Annotated in this window: 22 protein-coding genes; 3 read left to right on the forward strand and 19 right to left on the reverse strand. The window is 60.7% G+C overall.

All coding sequences use genetic code 11. The annotated features are described in order from the left end of the window. Positions 1 to 350: 350 nt before the first annotated feature. The 11 genes from KGA88_RS03160 to KGA88_RS03210 form a co-directional block, all read right to left on the reverse strand. The gene (locus tag KGA88_RS03160) at positions 351 to 995 is read right to left on the reverse strand and encodes a methionine ABC transporter permease (RefSeq protein WP_223588893.1); all 645 of its coding nucleotides are present in this window, start codon (positions 993 to 995) and stop codon (positions 351 to 353) included. Continuing rightward, positions 985 to 2106: a methionine ABC transporter ATP-binding protein gene (locus tag KGA88_RS03165; RefSeq protein ID WP_223588896.1), complete on the reverse strand. Its 1122-nt coding sequence runs from the start codon at positions 2104 to 2106 to the stop codon at positions 985 to 987. The genes KGA88_RS03160 and KGA88_RS03165 overlap by 11 nt, the downstream gene beginning before the upstream one ends. Positions 2107 to 2108: 2 nt before the next feature. Further along, positions 2109 to 2918, reverse strand: coding sequence for a MetQ/NlpA family ABC transporter substrate-binding protein (locus tag KGA88_RS03170; RefSeq protein ID WP_223588899.1), 810 nt, complete (start codon positions 2916 to 2918; stop codon positions 2109 to 2111). Positions 2919 to 3037: 119 nt separating this feature from the next. Then, complete coding sequence (locus KGA88_RS03175) at positions 3038 to 4396, reverse strand: LLM class flavin-dependent oxidoreductase (RefSeq protein WP_223588901.1); 1359 nt, start codon at positions 4394 to 4396, stop codon at positions 3038 to 3040. Then, complete coding sequence (locus KGA88_RS03180) at positions 4396 to 5589, reverse strand: SfnB family sulfur acquisition oxidoreductase (protein WP_223588903.1); 1194 nt, start codon at positions 5587 to 5589, stop codon at positions 4396 to 4398. The genes KGA88_RS03175 and KGA88_RS03180 overlap by 1 nt, the downstream gene beginning before the upstream one ends. Before the next feature lie 23 nt (positions 5590 to 5612). Next, the gene (locus KGA88_RS03185; protein ID WP_110662418.1) at positions 5613 to 6845 is read right to left on the reverse strand and encodes an SfnB family sulfur acquisition oxidoreductase; all 1233 of its coding nucleotides are present in this window, start codon (positions 6843 to 6845) and stop codon (positions 5613 to 5615) included. 368 nt (positions 6846 to 7213) lie between these two features. Next, the gene (locus KGA88_RS03190) at positions 7214 to 7978 is read right to left on the reverse strand and encodes a hypothetical protein (RefSeq protein ID WP_110662676.1); all 765 of its coding nucleotides are present in this window, start codon (positions 7976 to 7978) and stop codon (positions 7214 to 7216) included. Positions 7979 to 8460: 482 nt separating this feature from the next. Beyond that, positions 8461 to 9216: an L-cystine ABC transporter ATP-binding protein TcyN gene (tcyN, locus tag KGA88_RS03195; protein WP_110662675.1), complete on the reverse strand. Its 756-nt coding sequence runs from the start codon at positions 9214 to 9216 to the stop codon at positions 8461 to 8463. A gap of 4 nt (positions 9217 to 9220) precedes the next feature. Then, positions 9221 to 9886, reverse strand: coding sequence for a cystine ABC transporter permease (gene tcyL, locus KGA88_RS03200; protein WP_223588905.1), 666 nt, complete (start codon positions 9884 to 9886; stop codon positions 9221 to 9223). Next, positions 9886 to 10686 carry a cystine ABC transporter substrate-binding protein gene (gene tcyJ / locus KGA88_RS03205; RefSeq protein WP_060543969.1) on the reverse strand — a complete coding sequence of 267 codons (801 nt, stop codon included), beginning with the start codon at positions 10684 to 10686 and terminating at the stop codon, positions 9886 to 9888. Before tcyJ ends, tcyL begins: the two co-directional genes overlap by 1 nt. Before the next feature lie 346 nt (positions 10687 to 11032). Beyond that, positions 11033 to 12031, reverse strand: coding sequence for a D-cysteine desulfhydrase (locus KGA88_RS03210; RefSeq protein ID WP_223588907.1), 999 nt, complete (start codon positions 12029 to 12031; stop codon positions 11033 to 11035). Between the two features lie 191 nt (positions 12032 to 12222). Here KGA88_RS03210 and epsC point away from each other — a divergent pair, with 191 nt between their 5' ends. Both epsC and betT read left to right on the forward strand, forming a co-directional pair. Further along, a complete protein-coding gene (gene epsC, locus KGA88_RS03215; RefSeq protein ID WP_103396840.1) occupies positions 12223 to 13149 on the forward strand; it encodes a serine O-acetyltransferase EpsC in 927 nt (308 codons plus the stop codon). Between the two features lie 344 nt (positions 13150 to 13493). Next, positions 13494 to 15449 (forward strand): choline transporter BetT, encoded by a 1956-nt coding sequence (betT, locus tag KGA88_RS03220; RefSeq protein ID WP_181432081.1) that lies wholly within the window; start codon positions 13494 to 13496, stop codon positions 15447 to 15449. A 24-nt stretch (positions 15450 to 15473) separates the two neighbouring features. Here the strand turns inward: betT and KGA88_RS03225 are convergent, their stop codons facing one another. Further along, a complete protein-coding gene (locus KGA88_RS03225; protein ID WP_103396842.1) occupies positions 15474 to 15734 on the reverse strand; it encodes a hypothetical protein in 261 nt (86 codons plus the stop codon). A 237-nt stretch (positions 15735 to 15971) separates the two neighbouring features. Between KGA88_RS03225 and mgrA the strand changes: the two genes are divergently transcribed. Then, positions 15972 to 17009, forward strand: a complete 1038-nt coding sequence (mgrA, locus tag KGA88_RS03230; RefSeq protein WP_223588910.1) for an L-glyceraldehyde 3-phosphate reductase — start codon at positions 15972 to 15974, stop codon at positions 17007 to 17009. A gap of 135 nt (positions 17010 to 17144) precedes the next feature. Here the strand turns inward: mgrA and tauD are convergent, their stop codons facing one another. The 7 genes from tauD to KGA88_RS03265 all read right to left on the reverse strand — a co-directional run bounded on the left by tauD (position 17145) and on the right by KGA88_RS03265 (position 25667). Then, entirely contained in the window at positions 17145 to 17987 is an 843-nt protein-coding gene (tauD, locus tag KGA88_RS03235; RefSeq protein ID WP_110660829.1) for a taurine dioxygenase, read from the reverse strand. 133 nt (positions 17988 to 18120) lie between these two features. Then, positions 18121 to 18954 carry a taurine ABC transporter permease TauC gene (gene tauC / locus KGA88_RS03240; protein ID WP_110660830.1) on the reverse strand — a complete coding sequence of 278 codons (834 nt, stop codon included), beginning with the start codon at positions 18952 to 18954 and terminating at the stop codon, positions 18121 to 18123. Continuing rightward, a complete protein-coding gene (gene tauB, locus KGA88_RS03245; protein ID WP_223588915.1) occupies positions 18951 to 19745 on the reverse strand; it encodes a taurine ABC transporter ATP-binding subunit in 795 nt (264 codons plus the stop codon). Before tauB ends, tauC begins: the two co-directional genes overlap by 4 nt. A 15-nt stretch (positions 19746 to 19760) precedes the next feature. Beyond that, a complete protein-coding gene (gene tauA / locus KGA88_RS03250; protein WP_223588917.1) occupies positions 19761 to 20738 on the reverse strand; it encodes a taurine ABC transporter substrate-binding protein in 978 nt (325 codons plus the stop codon). A gap of 271 nt (positions 20739 to 21009) precedes the next feature. Beyond that, positions 21010 to 22593, reverse strand: a complete 1584-nt coding sequence (gene gshA / locus KGA88_RS03255) for a glutamate--cysteine ligase (RefSeq protein ID WP_223588919.1) — start codon at positions 22591 to 22593, stop codon at positions 21010 to 21012. 366 nt (positions 22594 to 22959) lie between these two features. After that, positions 22960 to 23343 carry a PaaI family thioesterase gene (locus KGA88_RS03260; protein WP_223588922.1) on the reverse strand — a complete coding sequence of 128 codons (384 nt, stop codon included), beginning with the start codon at positions 23341 to 23343 and terminating at the stop codon, positions 22960 to 22962. Next, the gene (locus KGA88_RS03265) at positions 23343 to 25667 is read right to left on the reverse strand and encodes a Tex family protein (protein WP_223588924.1); all 2325 of its coding nucleotides are present in this window, start codon (positions 25665 to 25667) and stop codon (positions 23343 to 23345) included. Before KGA88_RS03265 ends, KGA88_RS03260 begins: the two co-directional genes overlap by 1 nt. Positions 25668 to 25799: the final 132 nt, after the last annotated feature.

The raw sequence follows: 25799 nt of genomic DNA on the forward strand, positions 1-25799 counted from the left end.
TCCGGGCGACTAAACCCGATCACTGATTAGCAGTGACGGACCGAGACTAGCCACGGAATTCGGCAGGCGCAAGCGAGCGAAATGATCTAGGAAATTTCCTGCAAAGGAAAGGGAACAGGCCTGCGGAAAGGCTGATTTCCCTGTACGAAAACTTCCCTGTCAGGGGTGGTGATCACCTGTGGCGAGGGCGCTTTTGTGGCGAGGGGGCTTGCCCCCGTTCGACTGCGCAGCAGTCGTAAAACCAGCGGCCTCGTTTTTTCTGACACAGCTCATTGAATGGTTTTAGGGCCGCTTCGCGCCCCAACGGGGGCAAGCCCCCTCGCCACAAAAGCACGGTGACCTTCAGCTTGTCACCGTTTGTTCAACCCCCGCGCCAACCGATCCCCACCGAGTTGAATCACCGCCACCAACGCGACCAGCAACACAATCACCGTCAACATGATCTGGCTGTCAAACCGCTGATACCCATACCGATACGCAATGTCCCCCAATCCACCCGCACCAATCGCCCCGGCCATGGCCGATGAGTTGATCATTGTCACCAAAGTGATGGTGAACCCGCCGACAATCCCCGGCAGCGCTTCCGGCAACAACACATGCCAGACGATGTGCCCGCGCCGGCAGCCCATGGCTTGCGCCGCTTCGATCAGTCCATGGTCGACCTCGCGCAAACTGACCTCGGCAATGCGCGCAAAGAACGGCGTGGCGGCGATGGTCAGCGGCACCACGGCCGCCCAAACGCCGTAGGTGGTGCCGACGATCAATCGGGTGAACGGAATCAACGCCACCATCAAAATCAGGAAAGGAACCGAGCGAAACAGGTTCACGAACGCGCCCAGCGCACGGTTCAGCGCCGGGGCTTCGTAGATGCCACCCTTGGAGCTGGTGACCAGGATCACCGCCAGCGGGATGCCCGCCAACAGTGCAATCAACGACGACACACCGACCATCAAGAACGTGTCGATGAAACCCTGCAGCAAGCGATCAAACCACATAACCCAGTACCTCCACCTGTTGCGCCCATTGGGAGGCGCGTTGACACAACTCCTCGGCATCGAGGGACGAGCCGGTCACCGCCAGCAGCAGTTGCCCGAGCGCATGGCCCTGTATCCGTTCCACGCCGCCTTGCAGCAGTCGCACTCGGCCACCCAGGGCGCTGAACAGCGCGGCCAGGTCCGGTTCGTCGCGTTGACTGCCGGTGAACTGCAAGCGCAGGACTACGGCTGCGTCCGGGGACTTTGCCTGCGCCTGCAAACGGCTTTGCAGCTCTTTGGGCAATGCATGTTGCAACGGGGCCAGCAGTGTCTTGCTGACCTCATGCTGTGGATTGCCGAACACTTCCCACACCGGGCCTTGCTCGACGATGCGCCCGTGTTCCAGGACGACCACGCGATCACAGATCTCACGGATCACCGCCATCTCGTGGGTAATCAAAACGATGGTCAATCCCAGGCGCTGATTGATCTCGCGCAACAGGCCGAGAATCGACTGCGTGGTTTCGGGGTCCAGTGCCGAGGTGGCTTCGTCGCACAGCAGAATTTCCGGGTCATGCACCAGCGCCCGGGCAATGCCTACGCGCTGTTTCTGCCCGCCGGACAACTGCGCCGGATAAGCCTTGTGCTTGGCCTGCAAGCCGACCAGTTCCAGCAATTCACGGACTTTCTGCTCGCGTTTTTCCTTGGGCACGCCAGCGACTTTCAGCGGCAGTTCGACGTTCTGCCAAACGGTCTTGGCCGACATCAGGTTGAAGTGCTGGAAGATCATGCCGATGCGCCGACGCAGCGCCACCAGGCGGTCCTCATCGAACTCGCCGATGTCCACTTGGTCGATCAGCACCCGACCGCTGCTCGGCTGTTCCAGGCGGTTGATGGTGCGGATCAGCGACGACTTGCCGGCGCCGCTGCGACCAATGATGCCGAACACTTCGCCGCGCTGGATCGCCAGGTCGATGCCATGCAATGCGGCCACCGGTCCTTGCTGGCCGTTGTAGGTTTTGCCCAGGCCAATGAAGCGCACGTGGGCATGCTTGAGTTCGGGATGCAGCTCAGTGCGCTCGGCGCTTTGCGGCTCTGGAATCTCCAGTCGCCGTTGGAAGGCGGCGGTCATGCTCAGCTTTCCCAGCCGGCTTGATAGAGCTTGCCGTGGGCTTTATCCAACGCGGTGCGCACAGCGGGTGAGTGCTGGTAGATGTCGACGAACTTGATCAGGCGCGGGTCGGTTTTGCTCTTCGGCTGGATCACGAACTGGATCACGTACTCCTTGTGATCCAGGCCGTCGAACAGCAGCGCGGAACCGGCATCGAAGGTTTTCGCCAAGCGGATGTAGGCCGGGTAACCCTGCACCAGATCGGCGTCGTCATAGGCGCGCACCAGTTGCACCGCTTCGACCTGGAGGATCTTGATTTTCTTCGGGTTGGCGATGATGTCTTCTTCGGTGGCCTTGTAGCCGACGCCCGGCTTGAGGGTGATCAGGCCGGCCTTGGCCAGCAGCTGCAGGCCGCGACCGCTGTTGATCGGGTCGTTGGCGATGGCCACGCTGGCGCCTTGCGGCAGTTCGTCGAAGCTTTTGTATTTCTTCGAGTAGAGGCCGACGTTGTTGATGATCCCCGGCGCGAACGGCACCAGGTCGAAACCGGACGCAGCCTTGGCGTTTTCCAGGAACGGGATGTGCTGGAAGTAGTTCACGTCGATGTCGCCGGCGGCGAGGCTGACGTTCGGCGCGATCCAGTCGGTGAACTCCACCAGTTCGACTTTCAGGCCTTGTTTGCCAGCTTCTTCAACCGCTGCTTCCAGGGGGATGGCGAAGGCGGCGGTGGTGCCGATTTTCAGGGGGGCGTCGGCGGCGAAGGTCATCGAGCTGAACAGGCCGAGGGCCAGGGCCAGTGCTTTGACTGGGTGAGAGAGGTAGTGCTTTTTCATGATGAGTAATCCAGTCAGTGCATTAATTTTTTGGTGTCTGGTGGGGCCTCTTCGCGAGCAAGCCCGCTCCCACATTTGGAATGCATTCCCCTGTGGGAGCGGGCTTGCTCGCGAAGCTTTTAGCGGCGGTAAGCCGAACCGGTATGTTGCTCAGGCAAATGCGCTTCGCGCTGAAACAGCTTTTCGCGCAAGGTGCCGCTGTCGTACGCTGTCTTGTACGACCCGCGACGTTGCAACTCGGGGATCACCAGCTCGATGAAATCCTCATAGCTTTCCGGCGTGACGATGCGGGTCAGGTTGAAGCCATCCAGCCCGGTTTCGGCTATCCAGGATTCCAGCTCATCGGCCACCTGTTCAGGTGAACCGACCACGGTGATGTAGCGACCGCCGAGGGCGTGTTGCTCCAGCAACTTGCGTCGGGTCCAGTCGTTGTTTTGCAGGTGCTTGGTGGCGGACTGGATCGCGTTGCTCTTCACGTACTGGATCGGTTCGTCGATTTCATATTGGGAAAAATCGATCCCAGTGGACGCCGAGAAATGCGCCACGCCAGCTTCGGCACTGGCGTAGCTGAGGTATTCGGCGTGCTTGGCCCAGGCCAGCTCTTCGGTTGCGCCAACGATCACGTTCAAGCCCATGAACACCTTGATGTCCTCGGGGTTGCGCCCGGCTTCGATGGCGCTGGCGCGCACCTTGTCCACCTGCACCTTGGTCGACGCCTTGGTCTGGCCACTGATGAACACGCACTCGGCATGTCGCCCGGCGAACAACAGGCCGCGATCCGAGCTGCCGGCCTGGAACAGCACCGGCGTGCGCTGCGGCGAGGGTTCACTTAGGTGATAGCCCTCGACTTGATAGAACTCGCCCTTGTGCTCGACCTTGTGCACTTTCTCAGGCTGCGCGTAGATCCGCTGCTGAGGATCGTTCAACACCGCGCCGTTTTCCCAGCTGCCTTCCAAAAGTTTGTAGAGCACCTCCAGGTACTCGTCGGCCTGGTCGTAGCGCCGGTCATGTTCGACCTGTTCGTTCAGGCCCATGGCCTTGGCGGCGCTGTCGAGATAGCCGGTGACGATGTTCCAGCCGACCCGGCCACGGCTCAGGTGATCCAGGGTCGACAGGCGTCGGGCGAACAGGTACGGCGCCTCGTAGGTGAGGTTGGCGGTCAGGCCGAAACCGAGGTTTTTCGTCACCGCAGCCATCGCGGATACCAGTAGAAGCGGATCATTGACCGGCAACTGGATCGACTCTTTCAACGGCATGTCCACCGAGTTCTGGTAGACGTCGTAGACCCCGACGATGTCGGCGATGAACAGGCCGTCGAACAGCCCGCGCTCCAGCAACTGCGCCAGTTCGGTCCAGTATTCGATTGTGTTGTAGCGCGTTGACGTGTCGCGCGGGTGCGTCCACAAGCCATGGTTGATGTGCCCGATGCAGTTCATGTTGAAGGCATTGAGCAGGATTTTCTTTTTCGCGGCGGTCATCAAATGGTCCCCCGCAGTGGCGGGTTTTCATCGTTGAGGTAGTAATTGCCGACGGCGTGGTACTTCCAGCGCACCGGGTCGTGCAGGGTATGCACCCGGGCGTTGCGCCAGTGGCGGTCGAGGCCGTGTTCGATCAAGGTCGCCTGGCTTCCGGCCAGTTCGAACAGCGTGCTGCCGGCGGCCAGGGAAATTTCGGTGCTCAGGGCGCGGGCTTCGGCGACGGCAATCGATGCGGCCGCGACGGTCTCGGCATTCGTCTCGGCCTGGGCCTTGTCGAGGTACTCACCGGCCCGATCCAGAAGCGCTTCGGCGGCGTGCAGGCGAATGCTCAGGTGGCCGAAGCTCTTGAGGGTCAGTGGGTCGTCCGTGGCCTTTTCGTGGGTGGCGTCGATCCACGGCCGGGTTTTCGTGCGCACGAAGTGCAGCGCATCTTCATAGGCGGCGCGGGCGATACCGGTGTCGATGGCGGCATGGAGAATCTGCGCCAGCGGGCCGACCGGGGTCGGACGCTCGAAGGCACTTTGAAAGGGGATGACATCCTCGGCCGCGACGTAGACGTCTTCGAACACTACCGAACCGCTGCCGGTGGTGCGCTGACCGAAGCCGCTCCAGTCGTCGATCACGCTCAGGCCCTTGCTGTTGCGCGGGACGAATGCCAGTTGCTGCACGCCGTTTTCATCCACTACCGAAGTGGGAATGCGCTGGGCGTAGATCGCGCCCGTGGCGTAGAACTTGCGACCGTTGATGCGGTAGCCGCTGCCGTCGCGAGTCAGGCTGGTGACGCGATCGTGTGCGGTTTTGGTGCCGAGTTCGGCGAGGGCATTACCGAAGCGCTGGCCGGCCAGTACTTCGGCATAAAGACGTTTTTTCTGCTCGTGTGAGCCGTTCACGCGCAGCACTTCGAGGGCGTAGAAATGGTTCTGGGGGATCTGCCCGAGCGAGCCGTCGGCTTGAGCGATCAAGGCGATGACCTTGGCCAAAGTGACGTTGGAAACACCAGCGCCGCCGTATTCTTTCGGCACACTGATGCCCCACAGGCCCGAGCGGGAAAACACTTCCAGTTCCGGGTGCGGCAAACGGCGCTCGCGGTCGCGCAGGGCGCTGTCGCGTTTGAAGTCTTCGGCCAGGTCGCTGGCAATGATCAGGGCTTGCTCATCGCTGGTAATGACCGCGACGGGGTGAGAAATGCTCATATGCTTCTCCAGATGTCTGGTCGTTAAATCCAGGAATGGCGATTAGGCAGCGTGCCGTTGAGGCGATAGGCGCCGATGGCGTGGTACTTCCAGCGCACCGGATCGTGCAGGGTGTGCACCCGTGCGTTGCGCCAGTGGCGGTCGAGGTTGAATTCAGCGAGGGTCGCGCGGCTGCCGGCCAGTTCGAAGAGCTTTTCGCTGGCCTGCAACGAAATCTCTGTGGTCAGTACTTTGGCTTCGGCGACGGCAATCGAGGCACGGGCGGCCGACTCGGCGGTGAGCGGCGCGGCATTGACCTGATCGAGCACCTGCCCGGCCTTGCGCAGCAACGCTTCGGCGGCGTGCAATTCGATTTTCAGCTTGCCGATGTCGGCGATCACGTACAGGTCATCGCTGGCCCGTTCGACATTGGCGTCGATCCATGGACGGGCGCGGGTTTTCACGAAATCGATGGCGTCGTCGATGGCGCCTCGGGCGATACCGGCGTCGATGGCCGCTTGAATCAGCTGTGAGACGGCACCCTGGATGTTCGGCGTGTCGTTGATCTTCCAGTTATCCACAACCAGTTCGGAGTCGACCTGCACGTTGTTGAGCAAAATCGTGCCGCTGGCGGTGGTGCGCTGACCAAAGCCGGACCAGTCGTCGACAATGCGCAATCCCGGCGTGCCGCGACGGATGAATGCCAGCACTTGCTTGCCGTCGTCGTTCAATGCTTTGACCGCGACCCAATGGGCGAACAGTGCACCAGTAGAATAGAACTTCTGGCCGTTGAGGACGCCGTCAGCGGTGATGCGCGCCTTCAGTTCCAGGGTGTTTTTGGTGCCGCGTTCCGGTCCGGCATTGCCGATGCGCCAGCCCTCGAGGACGCTTTTGAACAGTTGTCTTTTCTGCGCTTCGGTGGCGCTGCCGAGTATCAGGTTGAGAATGCCGAACTGGTTTTGCGGGATCTGCCCGAGCGCCGGGTCGGCGGCGGAAATGATCGCGAAGACCTCGGCCAGGGTGACGAACGAAACCTGCGGGCCACCGTACTCGCGGGGAATGGAAATGCTGCCCAGGCCGCTGCGGGTGAACTGTTCGATTTCAGACCAGGGGAGCTTGCGCTGCCGGTCGCGTTTGCCCGCTTGCAGGCGCGCGACTTGCGCCAGTTCGTGGGCCGCCGTGATGGCTTGGGCATCGTTGCTCAAGACTTGTGCGGGCAACAACAACGGGGCGATGTCCAGGTCACTCTGGACGATTGCATCTGCCAGACTGGACATCAGTGCCGCTCCTTGGCTGCACGCAATGCCCTGGCGATCTGCACTGGGGTGATTGTGTTCCGGACCATACCTACCTCACATCTCATGGAAGCGCCGCTTGTGGCCGCGCAGGAAAACAAGAATGTCCGGTGGTCCGGTGCATATACCCTAAACGTGTATAAAAAATTTATGAACTAACTTTTAGGAATATGTATAGAAGGGTGTTCTCGGGGGGGAACGCAATCCCTGTGGCGAGGGGGCTTACCCCCGTTGGGGTGCGCAGCGCCCCCCATTTCTGCCACCGCGTTGTTTCAGATGAACCACGGTTACAGAATTTACGACTGCTGCGCAGCCGAACGGGGGCAAGCCCCCTCGCCCAGAAGCGGTGCTCATTGCTTGCGCGATTCAGCCGCTTTGAGACACTGCTTCGGGGGGACTCTCAGATAAGGATTGGCACATCCGATCTTCAGCGTACGGGCCGGTGCCCAGCGGGAGTTGTTGCCCACCCTGTCGAGAATGCAGTACGTCACTTCCAGCCGCAGGTCTTCGCCGGCTTCAAGAATGATGGCCGGTGGTATCCAGACCTGGATCGGCTGGCCCACATCGGCGGACTTGAGCCGTGGCAGATCCATGCGCACATCCCCCCAACGCAGGGTGATTTCGTCGTCGACGGCCATGTTCAGGTACGGCTCGATGGTCAAGGGAACGCCGCGTTTGATCTGATTCGGATTCACCCCATGACGGCGAATCGCGTCGGGTAAACCCACGGGTGCCAGGCACTGGTTTTCATCGCCGCATAGCGCGGAGGGTTGGCCGCCGGGACAGTCGAGTTTGATCTGCACGTTGCGGCTGGCCGATATCGCCGGACCCAGGCCAACCTGCATGACCCGGTAGTGAATGCGCGAAGTCCCGTTAGCGACAAAACTTTCAGGCACCCGCAGTTGTACCGATTGCCCGACATCATTGGCCGTCAGCACGCGCGAGGCCACGTAGCAGTTGTCCCAGAACAGCTCGATCAGGTCACCGGTGTCCATCGTGGGGTAGGGCGCCACGTCGATCAGCAGGTGCGCCGCGCAAGTGACGTTGATGCCGGTCTTGTTGGATTGCGCCAGGGTCGGGGCTGCAAGCCCGGATTTGTTCGGGGTGCTGTTCATGAAGTCTCCTTGAAGTCTTGCAACGAAGTCCGTTTCTGGAATATCAAAAACTAAATTCGAACAGAAAATTCAATCATTAGTTTGAGTTGAAATAATGATTGAAGCGTGATGAATGTCGCTGGCTGGAGACTAGATAAGAGTTAAGGAGATCAAGTGTCAACAGGATTTGTTAGTTGTGGGTGGTGTGTTGTGCTATTCAGAAAGTTCCTACGGCTTCAAGTAAGTAAACCATGCCTGCTTGTCGACTTTATCTGCTCAAAGCCGAGTGATACTGGCTGGTTTGTGCAAGTCTTCGGCTCCGCTCTGCGACAGATGATCTGATTTGATTAGCGCTGTTTAATTGTTGTGATGCATATATATGTAGCGCGCGTACGTACAAGACAGGTCTGTCGAACAGAAAAATTTAGTCTGGTACTAATGAGGGGTGTTTTGATGGTGGGGTAACTTCCATCCTTGGAAGTTTGCCGTTGTCGCGCAGGTTGTTAGTTATGAGCGTTATTCAGGAATTTGCTCAGGAACTGTTTGGTCCGTTCTTCTTTCGGGTTGGCAAACAACGCCTTCGCTTCGCCTTGCTCGACGATCACGCCTTTGTCGAAAAACACCACCCGGTTGGCCACGTCCCGGGCAAAACCCATTTCGTGGGTGACGATCACCATGGTGCGCTTCTCTTCGGCCAGGCCGCGAATGGTCGCCAGCACCTCACCCACCAACTCCGGGTCGAGGGCCGAGGTTGGCTCGTCGAACAGGATCACTTCCGGTTCCATCGCCAGCGCCCGGGCAATCGCCACGCGCTGTTGCTGGCCTCCGGAGAGGCGACGTGGGTAAGCATCCTCCTTGCCTGCCAGGCCAACCTTGGCCAAGAGCTTTTTACCCAAGGCAACGGCGTCGGCGTGTGGGGTCTTCTTGACCACGATCGGGCCTTCGATGACGTTTTCCAGCGCCGTGCGATGGGGGAACAGGTTGAAGTTCTGGAAGACGAAACCCACATGCTGGCGCAAACGGCGCACCAGGCTCTGTTGCTGGTTCAGGGGGCGGCTGGTATCGATTTCGATATCGCCGACCTTGATCCGGCCGCTGGTGGGTTCTTCCAGGAAATTCAGGCAACGCAGGAAGGTGGTCTTGCCCGAACCGCTGGGGCCGATGATCGCCACCACCTCGCCTTCCTTGACTTCAAGATCGATGCCGTTGAGCACGACTTGACCCTTGAACTGCTTTGTCAGTTTTTCCACGACAATCATTGGGTCAGGACTCCTGGTCGTGCCGATTGACCCGCGCTTCCAGCTGGTTCTGCAGGTGCGACAGCACCGTGGCCAGGATCCAGTAGATCAGTGCGGCGGCAAGATACATGGTGAAGATTTCGAAGGTTCGTGCGGTGATCAGTTGCGCCTGGCGGAACAGTTCCGGCACCTGGATGGTGGCGGCCAGCGCGGTGTCCTTGACCAGTGAAATGAAGCTGTTGCCCAGCGGCGGCAATGCGGTGCGCATCGCCTGCGGCAGGATGGCCCGGCGCAGGGTTTGCGCGCGGGTCATGCCGATACTGGCAGCGGCTTCCCACTGGCCGCGTTCGATGGAGCTGATCGCGGCACGCAGGATTTCACAGGCGTAGGCGGCCATGTTCAGCGAGAAGCCGATCAGGGCCGCCGGCAGCGGATCAAGTTCCAGACCCAATTGCGGCAAGCCGTAATAGATCACGAACAGTTGCACCAGCAACGGCGTGCCGCGAAAGAACGACACGTAGATGCGGGCGATCCAGCTCACCAGTTTGAAGCGCGACAGGCGCATCAGCGCCAGGCCGAACCCCATCACCAGGCCGAAGAACATCCCGCCCAGGCTGAGGATCACCGTGTAGTACGCGCCCTTGAGCAGAAAGGGCGCGGAGTCCAGCGCGAGTTGAAAAGCTTCTTCCATTATTGAGTGACGTCAGCGTTGAAGTATTTTTCCGAGAGCTTTTTCAGGGTGCCATCGGCGCGCAGCTTGTCGATTGCCTTGTTCACCGCGGCCAGCAGTTCAGGCTCGCCTTTGCGCAGGGCAATGCCGGCTTCCTGACGGGAGAACGCATCACCGGCGGCGGTGGTGTCCTTGGCTTTCTTGGCGTATTCCAGTGCGGCCAGGCGGTCGATCAGGATGGCGTCGATACGGCCGACACGCAGGTCCTGGAACTTGGTCGGATCATCTTCGTAGGTGCGGATGTCAGCGGTCGGCACATTGGCCTTGACCCACTCTTCGTAGTTGGTGCCCAGGCCTACGCCGACTTTCTTGCCAGACAGGTCAGCGGCGGACTTGATGTTCAGCTCGGCGGCCTTCTTCGTCAGCACCAGCGCCTGAATCCCGGAAACGGTGTAGGGCTCGGAGAAGTCATACTTCTTCTTGCGCTCTTCGGAGATGGTCACCTGGTTGATCACTGCGTCCAGGCGCTTGGATTCCAGAGCAGCGAGGATGCCGTCCCATTTGGTCGGTTGCAGCTTGACCTTCACGCCCAGCTCTTTGGCCAGGGCTTCGGAGAATTCGACTTCGAAGCCGGCCAGTTTGCCGTCGGCGTCGACGAAACTGAACGGTGGGTAGGTGCCTTCCAGGCCGACGTTGATCACGCCGGCGTCTTTGATCTTTTGCAGTTGCTCACCGGCAACGGCTTGGCCAATCAGGCCAGCGCTCAGTGCCAGGCCCAGCGAGCCCACCAGCAGATTGCGACGTAGTGCGGAAAAATTCATGACAAGCCCCTGTGTTTTCTTATGGAAGACGCTTAAGGAAAGTTGGCAAATTCGGGATTCGGACGACTGCGATATCCTGCCCTAATGCAGCTTATGCGTCTCGCTGCAAATTCGCCTGCGGCGTGACTATAAGATGGCGTCGTTAGATAGGAAAATAATAAATATTCTGTTTGTTATGCAATTACGGAATATACATGCGATCCTTTGTGGCGAGGGGGCTTGCCCCCGCTCGGCTGCGCAGCAGTCGTAAATTCTGAAACTACACAGTTGCAGGTTTCAGGGGCGCTTCGCACCCCAACGGGGGCAAGCCCCCTCGCCACAAAAGCCCCGCTCCACAAAAAGTGCGTCAGCCAGTCAGATAATCCTTATAGGCAAACAACGCCGGAGCCCCGCCGGTGTGCAGGAAGATAATCGGGCCTTCGTCGAAACGCTGACGCCCGATCCCGTCCAGCAATCCTGCCATGGCCTTGCCAGTGTAGACCGGGTCCAGCAGCAAGCCTTCCTGACCCGCCAGCAGCTTCACCGCCGCCAGTGTCCCGGCATTCGGTTCGCCATAGCGCGGGGCGAAATATTCATCCCACAACTCGACTTTGAATGCATCCGGCAGGCTCACACCCAGCAACTCGGCGGTGCGTTCGGCCAGGCCTTGAACTTTCGGTCGCTGGTCTTCATCGCTGCGCGAAACCGTCACGCCGATAACTGGCAGATCCGGCAGTGCTTCACTCAAGGCCAGTGCCAGACCGCTGTGGGTACCGGCGCTGCCCGAGGCCAAAACCACGGCGGCGAAGGTCAGGCCGGTGTCCTTGATCTGCTCGGCCAGTTCCAGCCCGGCGCGCACATAGCCCAGGGCGCCCAGCGCATTGGAGCCACCGATCGGTACCACGTACGGCTTCTTGCCGTTACTGCGCAGACGGCTGGCCAGGGCTTGCAATTGCTCGTCGGCGTTGTCGAGGTTTTCCACCAGTTCGACCTTGGCATCGAACAAGTCGAGCAGCAGTCGGTTGCCGTTGCCGGTGTAGTTGCTGTCATTGGTGCCGAGGGGGTTTTCCAGAAGGGCTACGCAGCCCAAGCCCAGTTTGGCCGCAATGGCCGCGGTCTGGCGCACATGGTTCGATTGCAACGCGCCGGCGGTAATCAAGGTGTCGGCGCCCTGGGCCAGCGCATCGGCGGCCAGGTACTCGAGTTTGCGCAGCTTGTTGCCGCCCATCGCCAGCGGCGTCAGGTCATCGCGCTTGACGTACAGGTCTCGGCCCAGCCAGGTCGACAGGCGTTCGAGTTTTTCCAGGGCGGTTGGCTGACCGAGCAGGTCGAGGCGGTTAAAGCGGGCGAGCTGTTGTTTGATCATGGGTCCGTACTGGCCGTTGAAGATCTCAGGACTATAGGCACGCCCCAAAGCCTGGGCAACCGCCAATCGCTTATAGCTAATCGTACTGAGTACAGCACTATTGGTTCTTAATTTGCCTCGCGACCCTTGCCGTAAAGTAATCGCCGTCAGTGCGGCCAGACAGTCCGGTCGCCCGTGAGGAGTTTTTTACCGTGAGTGAGCGTTCCAGCCATTGGCAATTGCAGAGCATCGTCAGCCAGCTGCGCACGGCACGTGAACAGTGGCGTGTACAAAATGGCCGTGCCAGTACCGAGCAGGGCGGTCGCGAGCTGCCCTCCCGGGCGGCGATGGCGGAGATTCTCGAAGCCTTGTGCGGCGCACTGTTCCCGATGCGCCTGGGGCCGGTTGACCTGCGCGAGGAGAGCGAAGACTTCTACGTCGGCCATACCCTGGATGTGGCGCTGAACGCGCTGTTGGCCCAGGCGCGACTCGAGTTGCGCTACGCCGCGCGCCACAGTGCCCAGGCCGAGACCGAGGTCGAAGCCAAGACCATCCAGATCATTCAAGACTTCGCCCTCGCCCTGCCGGGGTTGCGCAGCCTGTTGGACACCGACGTGTTGGCGGCTTATCACGGTGACCCGGCGGCGCGTAGTGTCGATGAAGTGCTGTTGTGCTACCCGGGGATTCTGGCGGTGATTCATCATCGCCTGGCCCACCATTTGTACCGCGCCGGGCTGCCGTTGCTGGCGCGGATCAGTGCGGAAATCGCCCACTCGGCCACCGGCATCGACATCCACCCCGGCGCGCAGATTGGCCGCAGTTTCTTCATCGACCACGGTACAGGTGTGGTGATTGGCGAGACGGCGATCATCGGCGAGCGCGTGCGGATTTATCAGGCGGTGACCCTGGGTGCCAAGCGCTTCCCGGCGGACGAAGACGGTCAGTTGCAGAAAGGCCAGCCGCGACATCCGATTGTCGAGGATGACGTGGTGATTTATGCCGGTGCGACGATTCTGGGGCGGATCACCATCGGCCAGGGCTCGACCATCGGCGGCAACGTCTGGCTGACCCGCAGCGTGCCGGCGGGCAGTAACCTGACCCAGGCGAACCTGCAGCATGATGATGGGGCTCAGAAGTAGGTTTCTGACTCTTCACTGACTGTACTGGCCTCTTCGCGAGCAAGCCCGCTCCCACATTGGAATGCGCTCCCCTGTGGGAGCGGGCTTGCTCGCGAAGCTTTTATATCCACCAAATTTCCTCCCTTGAGCTAGCGTACAACCAGTACCGCCGAGCCCTGCGATTAGTCCTTAGCCCCCTATCCATGTTTAACTTGAACGTTCATTCAAGTTAAACCGGTGGTTCGCTGCCCGCTCACAACAGGAGGCTTGCCTTTGCTGAGTCCGATTTCTACAGCCACGTTTTTCCCCTTCGAGGTGCACCGTACATGAGTGCATCGTCCATCCCTCCAAGCGGTCTGGTCCGCATGAATCCGCCAGTGTTCTGGTTCTCGGCGAGTTTCATTCTGTTGTTTGGTGTCGTTGTCATCGCCATGCCCGAGCAGGCCGGTGCCTGGTTGCTGGCGGCGCAAAACTGGGCGGCCAATACGGTCGGCTGGTATTACCTGCTGGCGATGACCCTGTATCTGGTCTTCGTGGTGGTCACCGCCTTGTCTGGCTACGGCAAGATCAAACTCGGTGCCGACCACGACGAACCCGAATTCAGTTATCTGTCCTGGGCCGGCATGCTGTTCGCCGCCGGGATCAGCATCACCCTGTTTTTCTTCTGCGTGTCCGAGCCCCTGACCCACATGCTGCAACCGCCCCAAGGCGAGGCCGGGACGGCGGATGCGGCGCGCCAGGCGATGCAGATTCTGTTTCTGCACTGGGGCCTGCATGGCTGGGGCGTGTTCGCCTTTGTCGGCATGGCGCTGGCCTACTTTGCCTACCGGCATAACCTGCCACTGGCCCTGCGCTCGGCGCTGTATCCGCTGATCGGCAAGCGCATCAATGGTCCCATCGGTTACGCGGTGGACGGCTTCGGCATCATCGCCACGGTGTTCGGCCTCGGTGCCGACATGGGCTTTGGCGTGTTGCACCTCAACTCGGGCCTGGACTACCTGTTCGGCATCGCCCACACCCAATGGATTCAGGTCGGCCTGATCACCTTGATGATGGGTGCGGCGATCATCGTTGCCGTATCCGGCGTCGACAAGGGCGTACGGGTCATGTCCGACATCAACATGCTGCTGGCCTGCGCGCTGTTGCTGTTCGTGCTGTTCGCCGGCCCTACCCAGCACTTGCTCAATACCCTGATCCAGAACCTCGGCGATTACCTCGGCGCCTTGCCGATGAAGAGTTTCGACCTGTACGCCTACGACAAACCCAGCGACTGGCTGGGCGGCTGGACGGTGTTCTACTGGGCCTGGTGGATCGCATGGTCGCCGTTCGTGGGCTTGTTCATCGCACGGATTTCCCGTGGCCGCACCATCCGCGAATTCGTCTTCGGCGTGCTGCTGATTCCGCTCGGCTTCACCCTGGCGTGGATGTCGATCTTCGGCAACAGCGCCATCGACCAGGTACTCAATCACGGCATGAGCGCGCTTGGCATGTCGGCCATCGACAACCCGTCGATGACGCTCTACCTGCTGCTGGAAACCTACCCGTGGAGCAAAACCGTGATCGCGGTCACGGTGTTCATCAGCTTCGTGTTCTTCGTCACCTCTGCCGACTCCGGCACCGTGGTGCTCTCGACGCTGTCCGCCAAGGGCGGCAATCCCGATGAAGACGGACCGAAATGGCTGCGGGTGTTCTGGGGCGCAATGACTGCGCTGGTGACCAGCGCGCTGCTGTTCTCCGGCAGCATCGATGCGTTGAAGTCGGCGGTGGTGCTGACCTCGCTGCCGTTCTCGCTGATTCTGTTGTTGATGATGTGGGGGCTGCACAAGGCGTTTTATCTGGAATCGCAGAAGCAGATTGCACAGATGCATTCCCTGGCGCCGGTGTCCGGATCACGGCGCGGCGGTTGGCGGCAACGCTTGAGTCAGGCCGTGCATTTCCCGTCGCGGGACGAGGTTTATCGTTTCCTCGATACGACGGTGCGCCCGGCGATTGACGAAGTGTCTGCGGTGTTCCGCGAAAAGGGCTTGCACGTGGCCCTGCACCCGGACCCGGCCCATGACAGCGTCAGCCTGGAAATCGGCCACGGTGATCAACATCCGTTTGTTTATCAGGTGCAGATGCGCGGTTATTTCACGCCATCGTTTGCCCGTGGCGGCATGGGTTCCAAGCAGCTCAACAATCGCCGTTACTACCGGGCCGAAGTGCACTTGAGCGAGGGCAGTCAGGACTACGATCTGGTGGGCTACACCAAGGAGCAGATCATCAACGACATCCTCGACCAGTACGAACGGCACATGCAGTTCCTGCATCTGGTGCGTTGATCGCGGGCAGGGCGCCGGGGCTTTTCAGCTCTCGGCGCTCAGCACCATGAACAACACCAGCGCCGCCACCGGAATGCTGAACACCATCGTGCCTATCCCCAGTTCCGTACTCAGCGACTGACCGGCGGACACGATGCCGATGGCGCCGTTGATCACCGTCAACGCCAGCCACAGGATCACGAAACTGTAGGTGAGGGTCTGACGGCTGAAGCCGATTTTCTCGCCGATGAACAGCATCATCGCGAGCAGGACCAGGCCGAAGGTGATGATGATTGTGGTATGCATGGCTTACTCCATCCCTGCGATCGGTGTCGCCTCTTCGTTGCTTTTGCGACTTTGTTCCTGCCGTGCCTGATCACGCAAGCCTATCGTTGATTTGTTGAATTCCGCGCACCGATCAAATTTTTGTGAAACGTTTCAGCATTTAGTCGAATCCCGGGTTTTTTGGCCTCTGTCCGGGCGTATGCTGGGCGACTGGCGAAGCAGTCGATACCAGATTCAAGACCGACAAGAGAGGATTCGATGACTTACACCGCTGCCGAAAACCGCTACGACTCCATCCCTTACCGCCGCGTGGGCCGCAGCGGGCTGGTGCTGCCGGCGCTGTCGTTGGGCCTGTGGCACAACTTTGGCGACAGCACGCCGATCGATACCCAGCGCGCATTGCTGCGCACGGCGTTCGACCAGGGCATCAACCATTTCGACCTGGCCAACAACTATGGCCCACCGTACGGCAGCGCCGAGATCAACTTCGGCCGTTTGCTGCGCGAAGACTTCAAGCAGTACCGCGACGAATTGATCATTTCCAGCAAGGCCGGTTGGGACATGTGGCCCGGCCCTTACGGTCAGGGCGGCGGTTCGCGCAAATACGTGCTGGCCAGCCTCGACCAGAGCCTGCAACGCCTGGGCGTGGACTACGTCGACATCTTCTACTCCCACCGTTTCGATCCGGACACGCCACTGGAAGAAACCGCCAGCGCACTTGCCACAGCAGTGCAGCAGGGCAAGGCGTTGTACATCGGCATCTCGTCCTATTCCGGGGTGAAAACCAGGGAAATGGCGGCATTGCTCAAAGAGTGGAAAGTGCCGTTGCTGATTCACCAGCCGGCCTACAACCTGCTCAATCGCTGGGTGGAAAAAGACCTGCTGGATACCACCGACGAACTCGGCACCGGCGTGATTGCCTTCACACCGCTGGCGCAGGGGCTGCTGACCGACAAGTACCTCAACGGCGTGCCGGCGGATGCGCGGGTCAACCGTCCGGGCGGCGCTTCGTTGCAGGCGTCGCACTTGTCCGAGGCGAACATCGCCCAGGTGCGGGCACTCAATGAAATCGCCAAGCGCCGTGGCCAGAGCCTGGCGCAACTGGCGCTGGCCTGGACCCTGCGCGATCCACGGGTGACCTCGGCACTGATCGGCGCGAGCCGGCCGGAGCAGATCATCGAGAACGTCGGGGCGTTGAAGAACCTGAGCTTCAGTGCAGAGGAACTGGCGGAGATTGACCGGTTTGCCCAGGAGGGCGGGATCAATCTTTGGGAGAAGCCTTCAACGGCTGAGTGAGTGTTAGGCGGCAGATTTTTTGCGCCTTTCAGATCGCTTTCGCGAGCAAGCCCGCTCCCACATTGGAACGCATTCCAAATGTGGGAGCGGGCTTGCTCGCGAAGAGGCCAGTCCTGACAGCAAAGATTTCAGGATTCAGCGAAAAAACGGCACATCCCCCAACACTGTCGCCCGCTGCATCACCCGCCGCGCCGGCCGGTAATCATCGACCGCGTAATGCTGGGTCACGCGGTTATCCCAGAACGCAATGTCGTCCTGCTGCCAGCGCCAGCGAATGGTGAATTCCGGGCGCGTTGAATGGGCGAACAGAAACTTCAGAATCGCCTCGCTCTCGGTTTCCGACAGCTCGTTGATCTTCGAGGTGAAGCCTTCATTGACGAACAGCGAGCGGCGCCCGCTGACCGGGTGTGTGCGGATCACCGGGTGCGACAGCGGTGGATTCTTGCGCCGTGCTTCTTCCCACTGGGCCAGCGCCTCGGGCGTGTTGCCATAGCGCTCCAGCGGGAATGAGCGGGTGAAGTCGTGGGTGGCGGTCAGGCCTTCGAACAAGGTTTTCATCGGCGCCGACAGGGCTTCATACGCCGCAATCCCGCTGGCCCACAACGTATCGCCGCCAAACTCTGGCAGCAGCTTGGCGCTGAGCACCGCGCCCATGGCCGGGGTCGGCAGGAAGGTCACATCGGTATGCCAGATCGCGTTGTCGCGCACGTCGGTGACGGCGGTGTCGAGGATCAGCACTTCCGGCTGTTCCGGCACATTGGGGTAGATCGGGTGAATGTGCAGGTCGCCAAAGTTCGCCGCGAATCGCGCCTGTTGTTGTGGCGTGATGGGTTGGTCACGGAAGAACAGAACTTGATGTTTGAGCAGCGCTTGTTCGATGGTGTCGCGTTGTTCCGCACTCAGCGCCTGGCTGATGTCGACGCCGCTGATTTGCGCGCCGAGGGCGGAGCTTAAGGGGACGATGGTCAACTGGCTCATGGTGGTTCTCTTAAAATTCCGAGGCCGTGCTTTTTGTGGGAGCGGGCTTGCTCGCGAAAGCGGTGTATCAGTCACAGCAAAGTTGCCTGACACTCTGTATTCGCGAGCAAGCCCACTCCCACATGTTGAATATTCAGTGGGCCTGGCCGTGCCACGGCACCAGCTTGCGTTGCAGGGCACGCAGGCCCAATTCCATGGCGAAGGCGATCAGTGCGATCACCAGAATCCCCAGGACCACCACATCGGTGACCAGGAACTGCGCGGCCGACTGCACCATGAAGCCCAGGCCGCTGGTGGCGGCGATCAATTCGGCGGCGACCAGCGTCGACCAACCCACACCAAGACCAATACGCACGCCGGTCAAGATATCCGGCAAGGCACTCGGCAAAATGACGTGGCGAATCAACTGTGCGCGAGTAGCACCCAACGACTGCGCGGCGCGCAATTTGGCCGGGTCGACCGTGCGCACACCAGTGGCGGTGGCGATGGCAATCGGGGCGAAGATCGCCAGGTAGATCAGCAGGACTTTCGACAATTCGCCAATACCGCACCAGATCACGATCAGTGGCAAGTAGGCCAACGGCGGAATCGGCCGGTAGAACTCGATCAGCGGATCGAGCACACCACGGGCAATACGATTGGCGCCGATGGCGATACCCACCGGCACGGCGGTGAGAATCGCAAAACCGAGGCCCAGGCCGATGCGGCTAAGGCTCGCGCCGAGGTGCTGCCACAAGGTTGAGTCCATGTAACCCGAAGTCGCCAGCAGCCAGCCTTTTTGCAGCACGGCGGAGGGCGGCGGCAGGAACAGCGGCTCGATCAAACCGGTCGCGGTTACGGCCCACCAAATAACAATAAGAGCGACCAGCGTCAGTACACTGATCCAACGAGTGCTCAAGCTGCGTCGTGCCGGTGTCAGGGAAGTGCCTGTCTTGATCGCGGCGACGGGGATTTCGTAACTGCTCATGCGCGCTCCTGCCGCTGGGCGGCGCTGCGTTGGGAGAACACTTTGGCGAGTACGTGTTCGCGGGTTTCGATAAAGCGCGGGTCGGACTTGATCGAGCGAGCCGACTCACCGGCGGCATAACGCTGACCGAAATCGAGGCTCAGGCGCTCGACGATTTGCCCTGGGTTGGGCGCCAACAGAATCAGGTCGGTGGCGAGGAACACGGCCTCTTCGATGTCGTGGGTAATGAGGAACACCGGTTTGGCGGTGCGTTGCCAGATTTGCAGCAACAGTTCCTGCATCTGTTCGCGGGTGAAAGCGTCGAGGGCACCGAACGGTTCGTCCATGAGCAACACGCGCGGGTCGGCGGCGAGGGCGCGGGCCAGGCCGACGCGCTGCTTCTGGCCACCGGAAAGCTGCCAGATGCGGCGCTGTTCAAAACCGGAAAGATCGACCAGGGCGAGCATCTCCCTGGCGCGAGCTTCGCGTTTGTTCCGGGCGATGCCGGCCAGTTCCAGGCCGAAACCGACGTTGGCCAGCACGTCTTGCCACGGCAGCAGCGCGTCGTCCTGGAACACTACGCCGCGCTCGGCACTCGGGCCTTTGACGGGCACGCCGTCGAGGGTGATGCGCCCGGCGCTGGGTTCGACGAAACCGGCAATCAGGTTCAACAGCGAAGTCTTGCCACTGCCGGACGGGCCGAGGGCGACCAGCAATTGCCGGGGCCCAAGGCTCAGGGAGATATCCGCCAACACCGGTTCCGGGTTGCCGGGGTACTGTGCGCTGATGCGCTCCAGCTGTAGCAAAGCCATCGCGTTGACTCCCGATCAGTTGGTGATGAACTTGGCGCTGACGTACGGCGCGTAGTCCGGCAGTACCGCCTCGACCTTGCCTTGCTCCTTGAGGAACGCCGCAGTGTCGGTGATGGCCTTGGTGGTCGGTGCACCGAGGGTGATGACCTGATCAGCCGCCAACGGGTAGACGTTGCCTTGCAGCAGCAGTGGAATGTCGCTGGCCTTGGCGCCGGACAGTTTTACCAGCTTGTCGACGTTGCCCTGGTTGGCGAGCCAGGCTTGCGGGTCTTTGCGGTAATCGGCGTAGGCGTCCAGGGTCACTTTGGCGAACGCGGTGACGATCTCCGGGTGCTTCTCGGCGAAATCCTTGCGCACGATCCAGGCATCGAAGGTCGGTGCGCCGAACTTGGCCAGTTCGCCGGAGGTGATCAGTACCTTGCCGTTTTCCTTGGCGACGCCGAGAGCCGGGTCCCAGACGTAAGTGGCGTCGATATCGCCGCGTTTCCAGGCGGCAATGATCGCTGGCGGGGCGAGATTGAGTACGGTGACTTTCGATGGATCGATGTTCCAGTGCTTGAGCGCGGCGAGCAGGCTGTAGTGACCGGTGGACACGAATGGCACGGCGATCTTCTTGCCGATCAGGTCTTGCGGGGTCTTGATCCCGGAACCGTCGCGGGCGACCAAGGCTTCGGCGGCGCCGATCTGGGTGGCGATGAGGAAGGTTTCTACCGGGACTTTGCGAGTGATGGCGGCGGTCAGGGGGCTGGAGCCGAGGTAGCCGATCTGTACGTCACCGGAGGCGATGGCGGCGATGATATCGGCACCATTGTCGAATTTGCGCCAGCTGATATCGGCCTTGGTGGCCTTTTCGTAGGCACCGTCGGCCTGGGCGACTTTCGCCGGGTCAACGGTGGTCTGGTAGGCGACGGTGAAGTCGGCCGCCTGGGCAAAAAAGCTCGCGGTAGCCAAAGTAGCGGCCGCCAGCAAGCGTAGAGGGAAAGTCAGTTTCATCAGAAAGCTCCTTGTCAGGCGACCGGGTGTGGGCGTGATAAGGAGACTAAATGATATAAGAATTCGAAAATAAATAACTTTTTCGAATTAGCTTATGAGGGGAATACTTGAAGAGCGACTCTTGTGGCGAGGGGGCTTGCCCCCGTTCGACTGCGCAGCAGTCCCAGATCCGACACCGCAGTATTTCGGGTAAACCAGTCGCCTGCATTACGACTGCTTCGCAGCCGAACGGGGGCAAGCCCCCTCGCCACAGGGGACCTGCTTTGGCTGCTTAGTTACTGATCGCCAGAATGCTCGCCTGGTACGCCCCGACGAACACATCGAAATCACCGACTTCGTTCTGCTCCAGCTCAGCCTGCTGAGCCAACGACGAACGCGCCCGCTCTTCAAACTTCGCCTGTTCCTCAGCCGCCAACGGCTCGCTGCGGAAGAACTCGGCATGGGCCTGGCTCTGGCGCAGGGAAAACTGGGCAAAGCTCTCCTTGTGCTCGGCCATGGCCGCCAACACCTGTGCCGATGGCGTCAGGGACGGGTCCTGGACCTTGGCCAACTGGGCGTCCAGCGCCTTGCTGTGGGCATCGCCGCCATGGCTCTGATCGAGCATCGCCGCCAGTGGGGCAATATTTTCCAGCAGCTCAGCGGCCCATTCCTTCAGGTCAACCGGCTGGCCTTCCCGTTGCAGTTGCAGGCCCGGACGACGACCTTCCTTGACCACGCTGAGGAAGTTCGAGGTCGCGTTGCTGCAACTGGTGTTGGTCAGCAGCGGGCTGTCATTGAGCGCGCAATACAACAGGAACGCGTCGAGGAAGCGCGACTCGGTGAGGTCGATACCCATCGGCAGGAACGGGTTGATGTCCAGGCAGCGCACTTCGACGTACTGGATGCCGCGGGCCACCAGCGCCTGGATCGGGCGTTCACCGGTGTAGGTCACGCGTTTCGGGCGGATGTTGGAGTAGTACTCGTTTTCGATCTGCAGGATGTTGGTGTTGAGCTGCACCCACTCGCCATCCTGGTGGGTGCCGACTTCGACGTACGGCGGATACGGCGTGGCCACCGCTTTGCGCAAGCTGTCGGTATAGCTGTTCAGATCGTTGTAGCACGGCGTCAGGCCGGCCTGGGCGTTGCTCTGGTAACCCAGGTCGCTCATGCGCAGGCTGGTGGCGTACGGCAGGTACAAGGTTTGCGGGTCCAGCTGTTCCAACTGATGCGAACGACCGCGCAGGAAGCCGGCGTCCAGTGCCGGCGAGGCACCGAACAGGTACATCAGCAGCCAGCTGTAGCGGCGGAAGTTGCGGATCAGCGCGATGTAGGACGACGACTGGAAATCGCGGTCGGTGCCGACAAAGCCCTCGGCCTGCCTGAGCAATGGCCAGAGTTTTTCCGGCAGGGAAAAATTGTAGTGGATGCCGGCAATGCATTGCATGGTCTTGCCGTAACGCAGGGCCAGGCCCTTGCGGTACACGTACTTGAGTTGCCCGATGTTGGACGTGCCGTAGTAGGCGATCGGGATGTCCTCCTCGGCCGGCAACGGGCACGGCATCGACGGACTCCACAGGTACTCGTTGCCGAGCTTGCTGTAGGCAAAGCGGTGAATGCTGTCCAGGCTCGCCAACGTGTCCGCCGGGTCGGGCAGGGCCGGAGTGATGAACTCCAGCAGCGACTCGGAGTAGTCGGTGGTGATCTGTTCGTTGGTCAGCGCGGAACCCAATTCTTCCGGGTGCGGCGTTTGCGCCAGGCGACCTTCGCCGGTCACGCGCAGGCATTCACGTTCGATGCCGTGAAGGCACTGTTCGAGCAGAGATAGGTTAGCGCGCTCGCCGAGCAGGGCCAGGCGGCGGTTGAGAAGTTCGCTCAAGTTGGATTCCTTCACGCGTCAGTCGCCCCAATATGGGGGTGGGCAAGACGGTCTACAAGGGTGAAGTTAAAACTGGCGTTTTCGCCTGGTTTTTCGGGCTGTCAAAGCCCTTTTGGAACCGCCGACTTCAATCCTTGAATCTGGCAGATGCACGCGAAGGATACGCAATCCCTGTGGGAGCGGGCCTGTGGCGAGGGGGCTTGCCCCCGTTGGGCTGCGAAGCAGCCCCAAAACCTCTGATGTTCCAAGATATTGTGAGTGCTACGCACTCAAACGGGGGCAAGCCCCCTCGCCACAGGCGCTCCCACAGAAAAGCTCGACGCTGCGATCACAACGCCGAAATTAACTCAAATCGATGACGTCTAGCTACAGGACAGCGAACGTGCCTTGTGCTTTTACGACCAGTTTGTCGCCCTGCATCACATCGGCCTCGACCACCAATGTGCGGCGGCCCGGGTGGATCACCCGCGCCGTGCACATCACCTCGCCGTCAGAGACGGCGCGGATGTAGTTGATCTTGCACTCGATGGTCGCGCTCTGCTGGTCAAAGCCGTGGGTGCTGGAACAGGCCAGCCCCATGGCAATGTCCACCAGGCTGAACAAGGCCCCGCCGTGCATCTTTTCGGCGCGATTGCGCAGTTGCGGCTCCAGCCCCAGGGCGACTTGCGCCACCCCGGTTTCCAGGCTGTGCAAGCGACACCCCAGCAGCTTGAAAAAGGCGCTTTCGGTGTAACCGGCAGGGATGTCCATCAGCGTTTCTTCAACTGCTTGGCATTGGCGAACAGCGACGCCATGGCGTTGTTGCTCGGCGCGGCCGCGGTGGTTTCCTTGCGCGGTACAGTGTTCTGGGACTGGCGTGGCGCCGACCCCGGACGCGCGCCGCGAGCACCGTCGATTTTCTCGCCCGGGGTGTCGCTCATGCGCATCGACAGGCCCACGCGTTTGCGCGGGATGTCGATTTCCATGACCTTCACTTTCACCACGTCACCGGCCTTCACCGCTTCTCGTGGGTCCTTGATGAACTTCTCCGAAAGCGCGGAGATATGCACCAAACCGTCTTGATGCACGCCGATATCGACGAAAGCACCGAAGTTGGTCACGTTGGTCACGACGCCTTCGAGGATCATGCCCAGTTGCAGGTCCTTGAGGTCTTCGACGCCTTCCTGGAACTCGGCGGTCTTGAACTCGGGACGCGGGTCGCGGCCGGGCTTGTCCAGTTCCTGAAGGATGTCGGTGACAGTTGGCAAGCCGAAGGTTTCGTCGGTGAATTTTTTCGGGTCCAGGCGCTTGAGGAAACCACTGTCGCCAATCAGCGAGCGAATATCGCGGTCAGTCTCGGCGGCGATACGCTGCACCAGTGGATAGGCTTCCGGGTGCACCGCTGAGGCGTCCAGGGGATTGTCGCCGTTCATCACGCGCAGGAATCCGGCGGCCTGTTCAAAGGTTTTTTCGCCCAGGCGCGGGACTTTCTTCAACGCGGCGCGGGTCTTGAACGCGCCGTGCTCGTCACGGTGGCTGACGATGTTCTGCGCCAGGGTCGCGTTGAGGCCGGAGATTCGCGCCAGCAACGCCACGGAAGCGGTATTCACGTCCACGCCGACGGCGTTCACACAGTCCTCGACCACTGCATCCAGGCCTCGGGCCAGTTTGAGCTGCGATACGTCGTGCTGGTACTGGCCGACGCCGATGGACTTCGGATCGATCTTCACCAGTTCGGCCAGCGGGTCTTGCAGGCGACGGGCAATCGACACGGCGCCACGGATCGACACGTCGAGGTCCGGGAATTCCTTGGAAGCCAGCTCCGACGCAGAGTAAACCGAAGCCCCGGCCTCGGAAACCATGACCTTGGTCATTTTCATGGCCGGGTATTTTTTGATCAGCTCGGCGGCCAGCTTGTCGGTCTCGCGGCTGGCGGTGCCGTTGCCGATGGCGATCAGGTCCACCGAATGCTTGGCGCACAGGGCGGCGAGCACGGCGAGGGTCTGGTCCCACTTGTTGTGCGGCACATGCGGGTAAACCGTGGCGTGATCCAGCAGCTTGCCAGTGGAGTCGACCACGGCGACCTTGCAACCAGTACGCAGGCCCGGGTCGAGGCCCAAAGTGGCGCGCGGGCCGGCCGGGGCCGACAGCAACAGGTCGTGCAGGTTGTGGGCGAAAACGTTGATCGCTTCGGTTTCCGCGCCATCGCGCAGCTCGCCCAGCAGGTCGGTTTCCAGATGGGTGTATAGCTTGACCTTCCAGGTCCAGCGCACCACCTCGCCCAGCCATTTGTCGGCGGCGCGGTTCTGGTTCTGGATGCCGAATTGCTGGCCGATCATGCCTTCGCACGGATGCATGGTGCCCGGCAGTTCGTCGCCGACTTTCAGCGCGGAGCTGAGAATGCCTTCGTTGCGGCCACGGAAAATCGCCAGCGCGCGGTGCGACGGCATGCTTTTCAGTGGTTCGTCGTGTTCGAAGTAGTCGCGGAACTTGGCGCCTTCCTCTTCCTTGCCGGCGATCACGCGGGCACTGAGGGTGGCTTCCTGCTTGAGGTAGTTGCGCAGTTTGTCCAGCAGGCCGGCGTCTTCGGCGAAGCGTTCCATGAGGATGTACTTGGCGCCTTCGAGGGCGGCCTTCACATCGGCCACGCCTTTTTCCGCGTCGATGAAACGCGCGGCTTCGGTTTCCGGACTCAGGGACGGGTCGTTGAACAGGCCGTCAGCCAGTTCGCCGAGGCCGGCTTCCAGGGCGATCTGGCCCTTGGTGCGGCGCTTTTGCTTGTACGGCAGGTACAAGTCTTCGAGACGGGTCTTGGTGTCGGCGAGCTTGATGTCGCGTTCAAGTTGCGGAGTCAGCTTGCCTTGCTCTTCGATGCTGGCAAGGATGCTGATACGCCGTTCGTCGAGTTCTCGCAGGTAGCGCAGGCGCTCTTCCAGATGACGCAATTGCGTATCGTCGAGGCTGCCGGTCACTTCTTTACGGTAACGGGCGATGAAGGGAACGGTAGAGCCTTCATCGAGTAGCGCGACGGCCGCTTCGACCTGTTGTGGGCGTACACCGAGTTCCTCGGCGATGCGGCTGTTGATGCTGTCCATAAAACCACCTGACAAATTGTGAAAGCAGGCTCGCAGGCGCGGAATAGGGCCTTCGCGAGTCTGGTTGAGCGGCCTGGCCAGCGCCGCTGCCTGGGTCAACAGGCATTGCGTTGACCCGTGAAATCGAACAAT

It is taken from the genome of Pseudomonas sp. A-R-19, from assembly GCF_019956575.1.
GTDB lineage: Bacteria > Pseudomonadota > Gammaproteobacteria > Pseudomonadales > Pseudomonadaceae > Aquipseudomonas.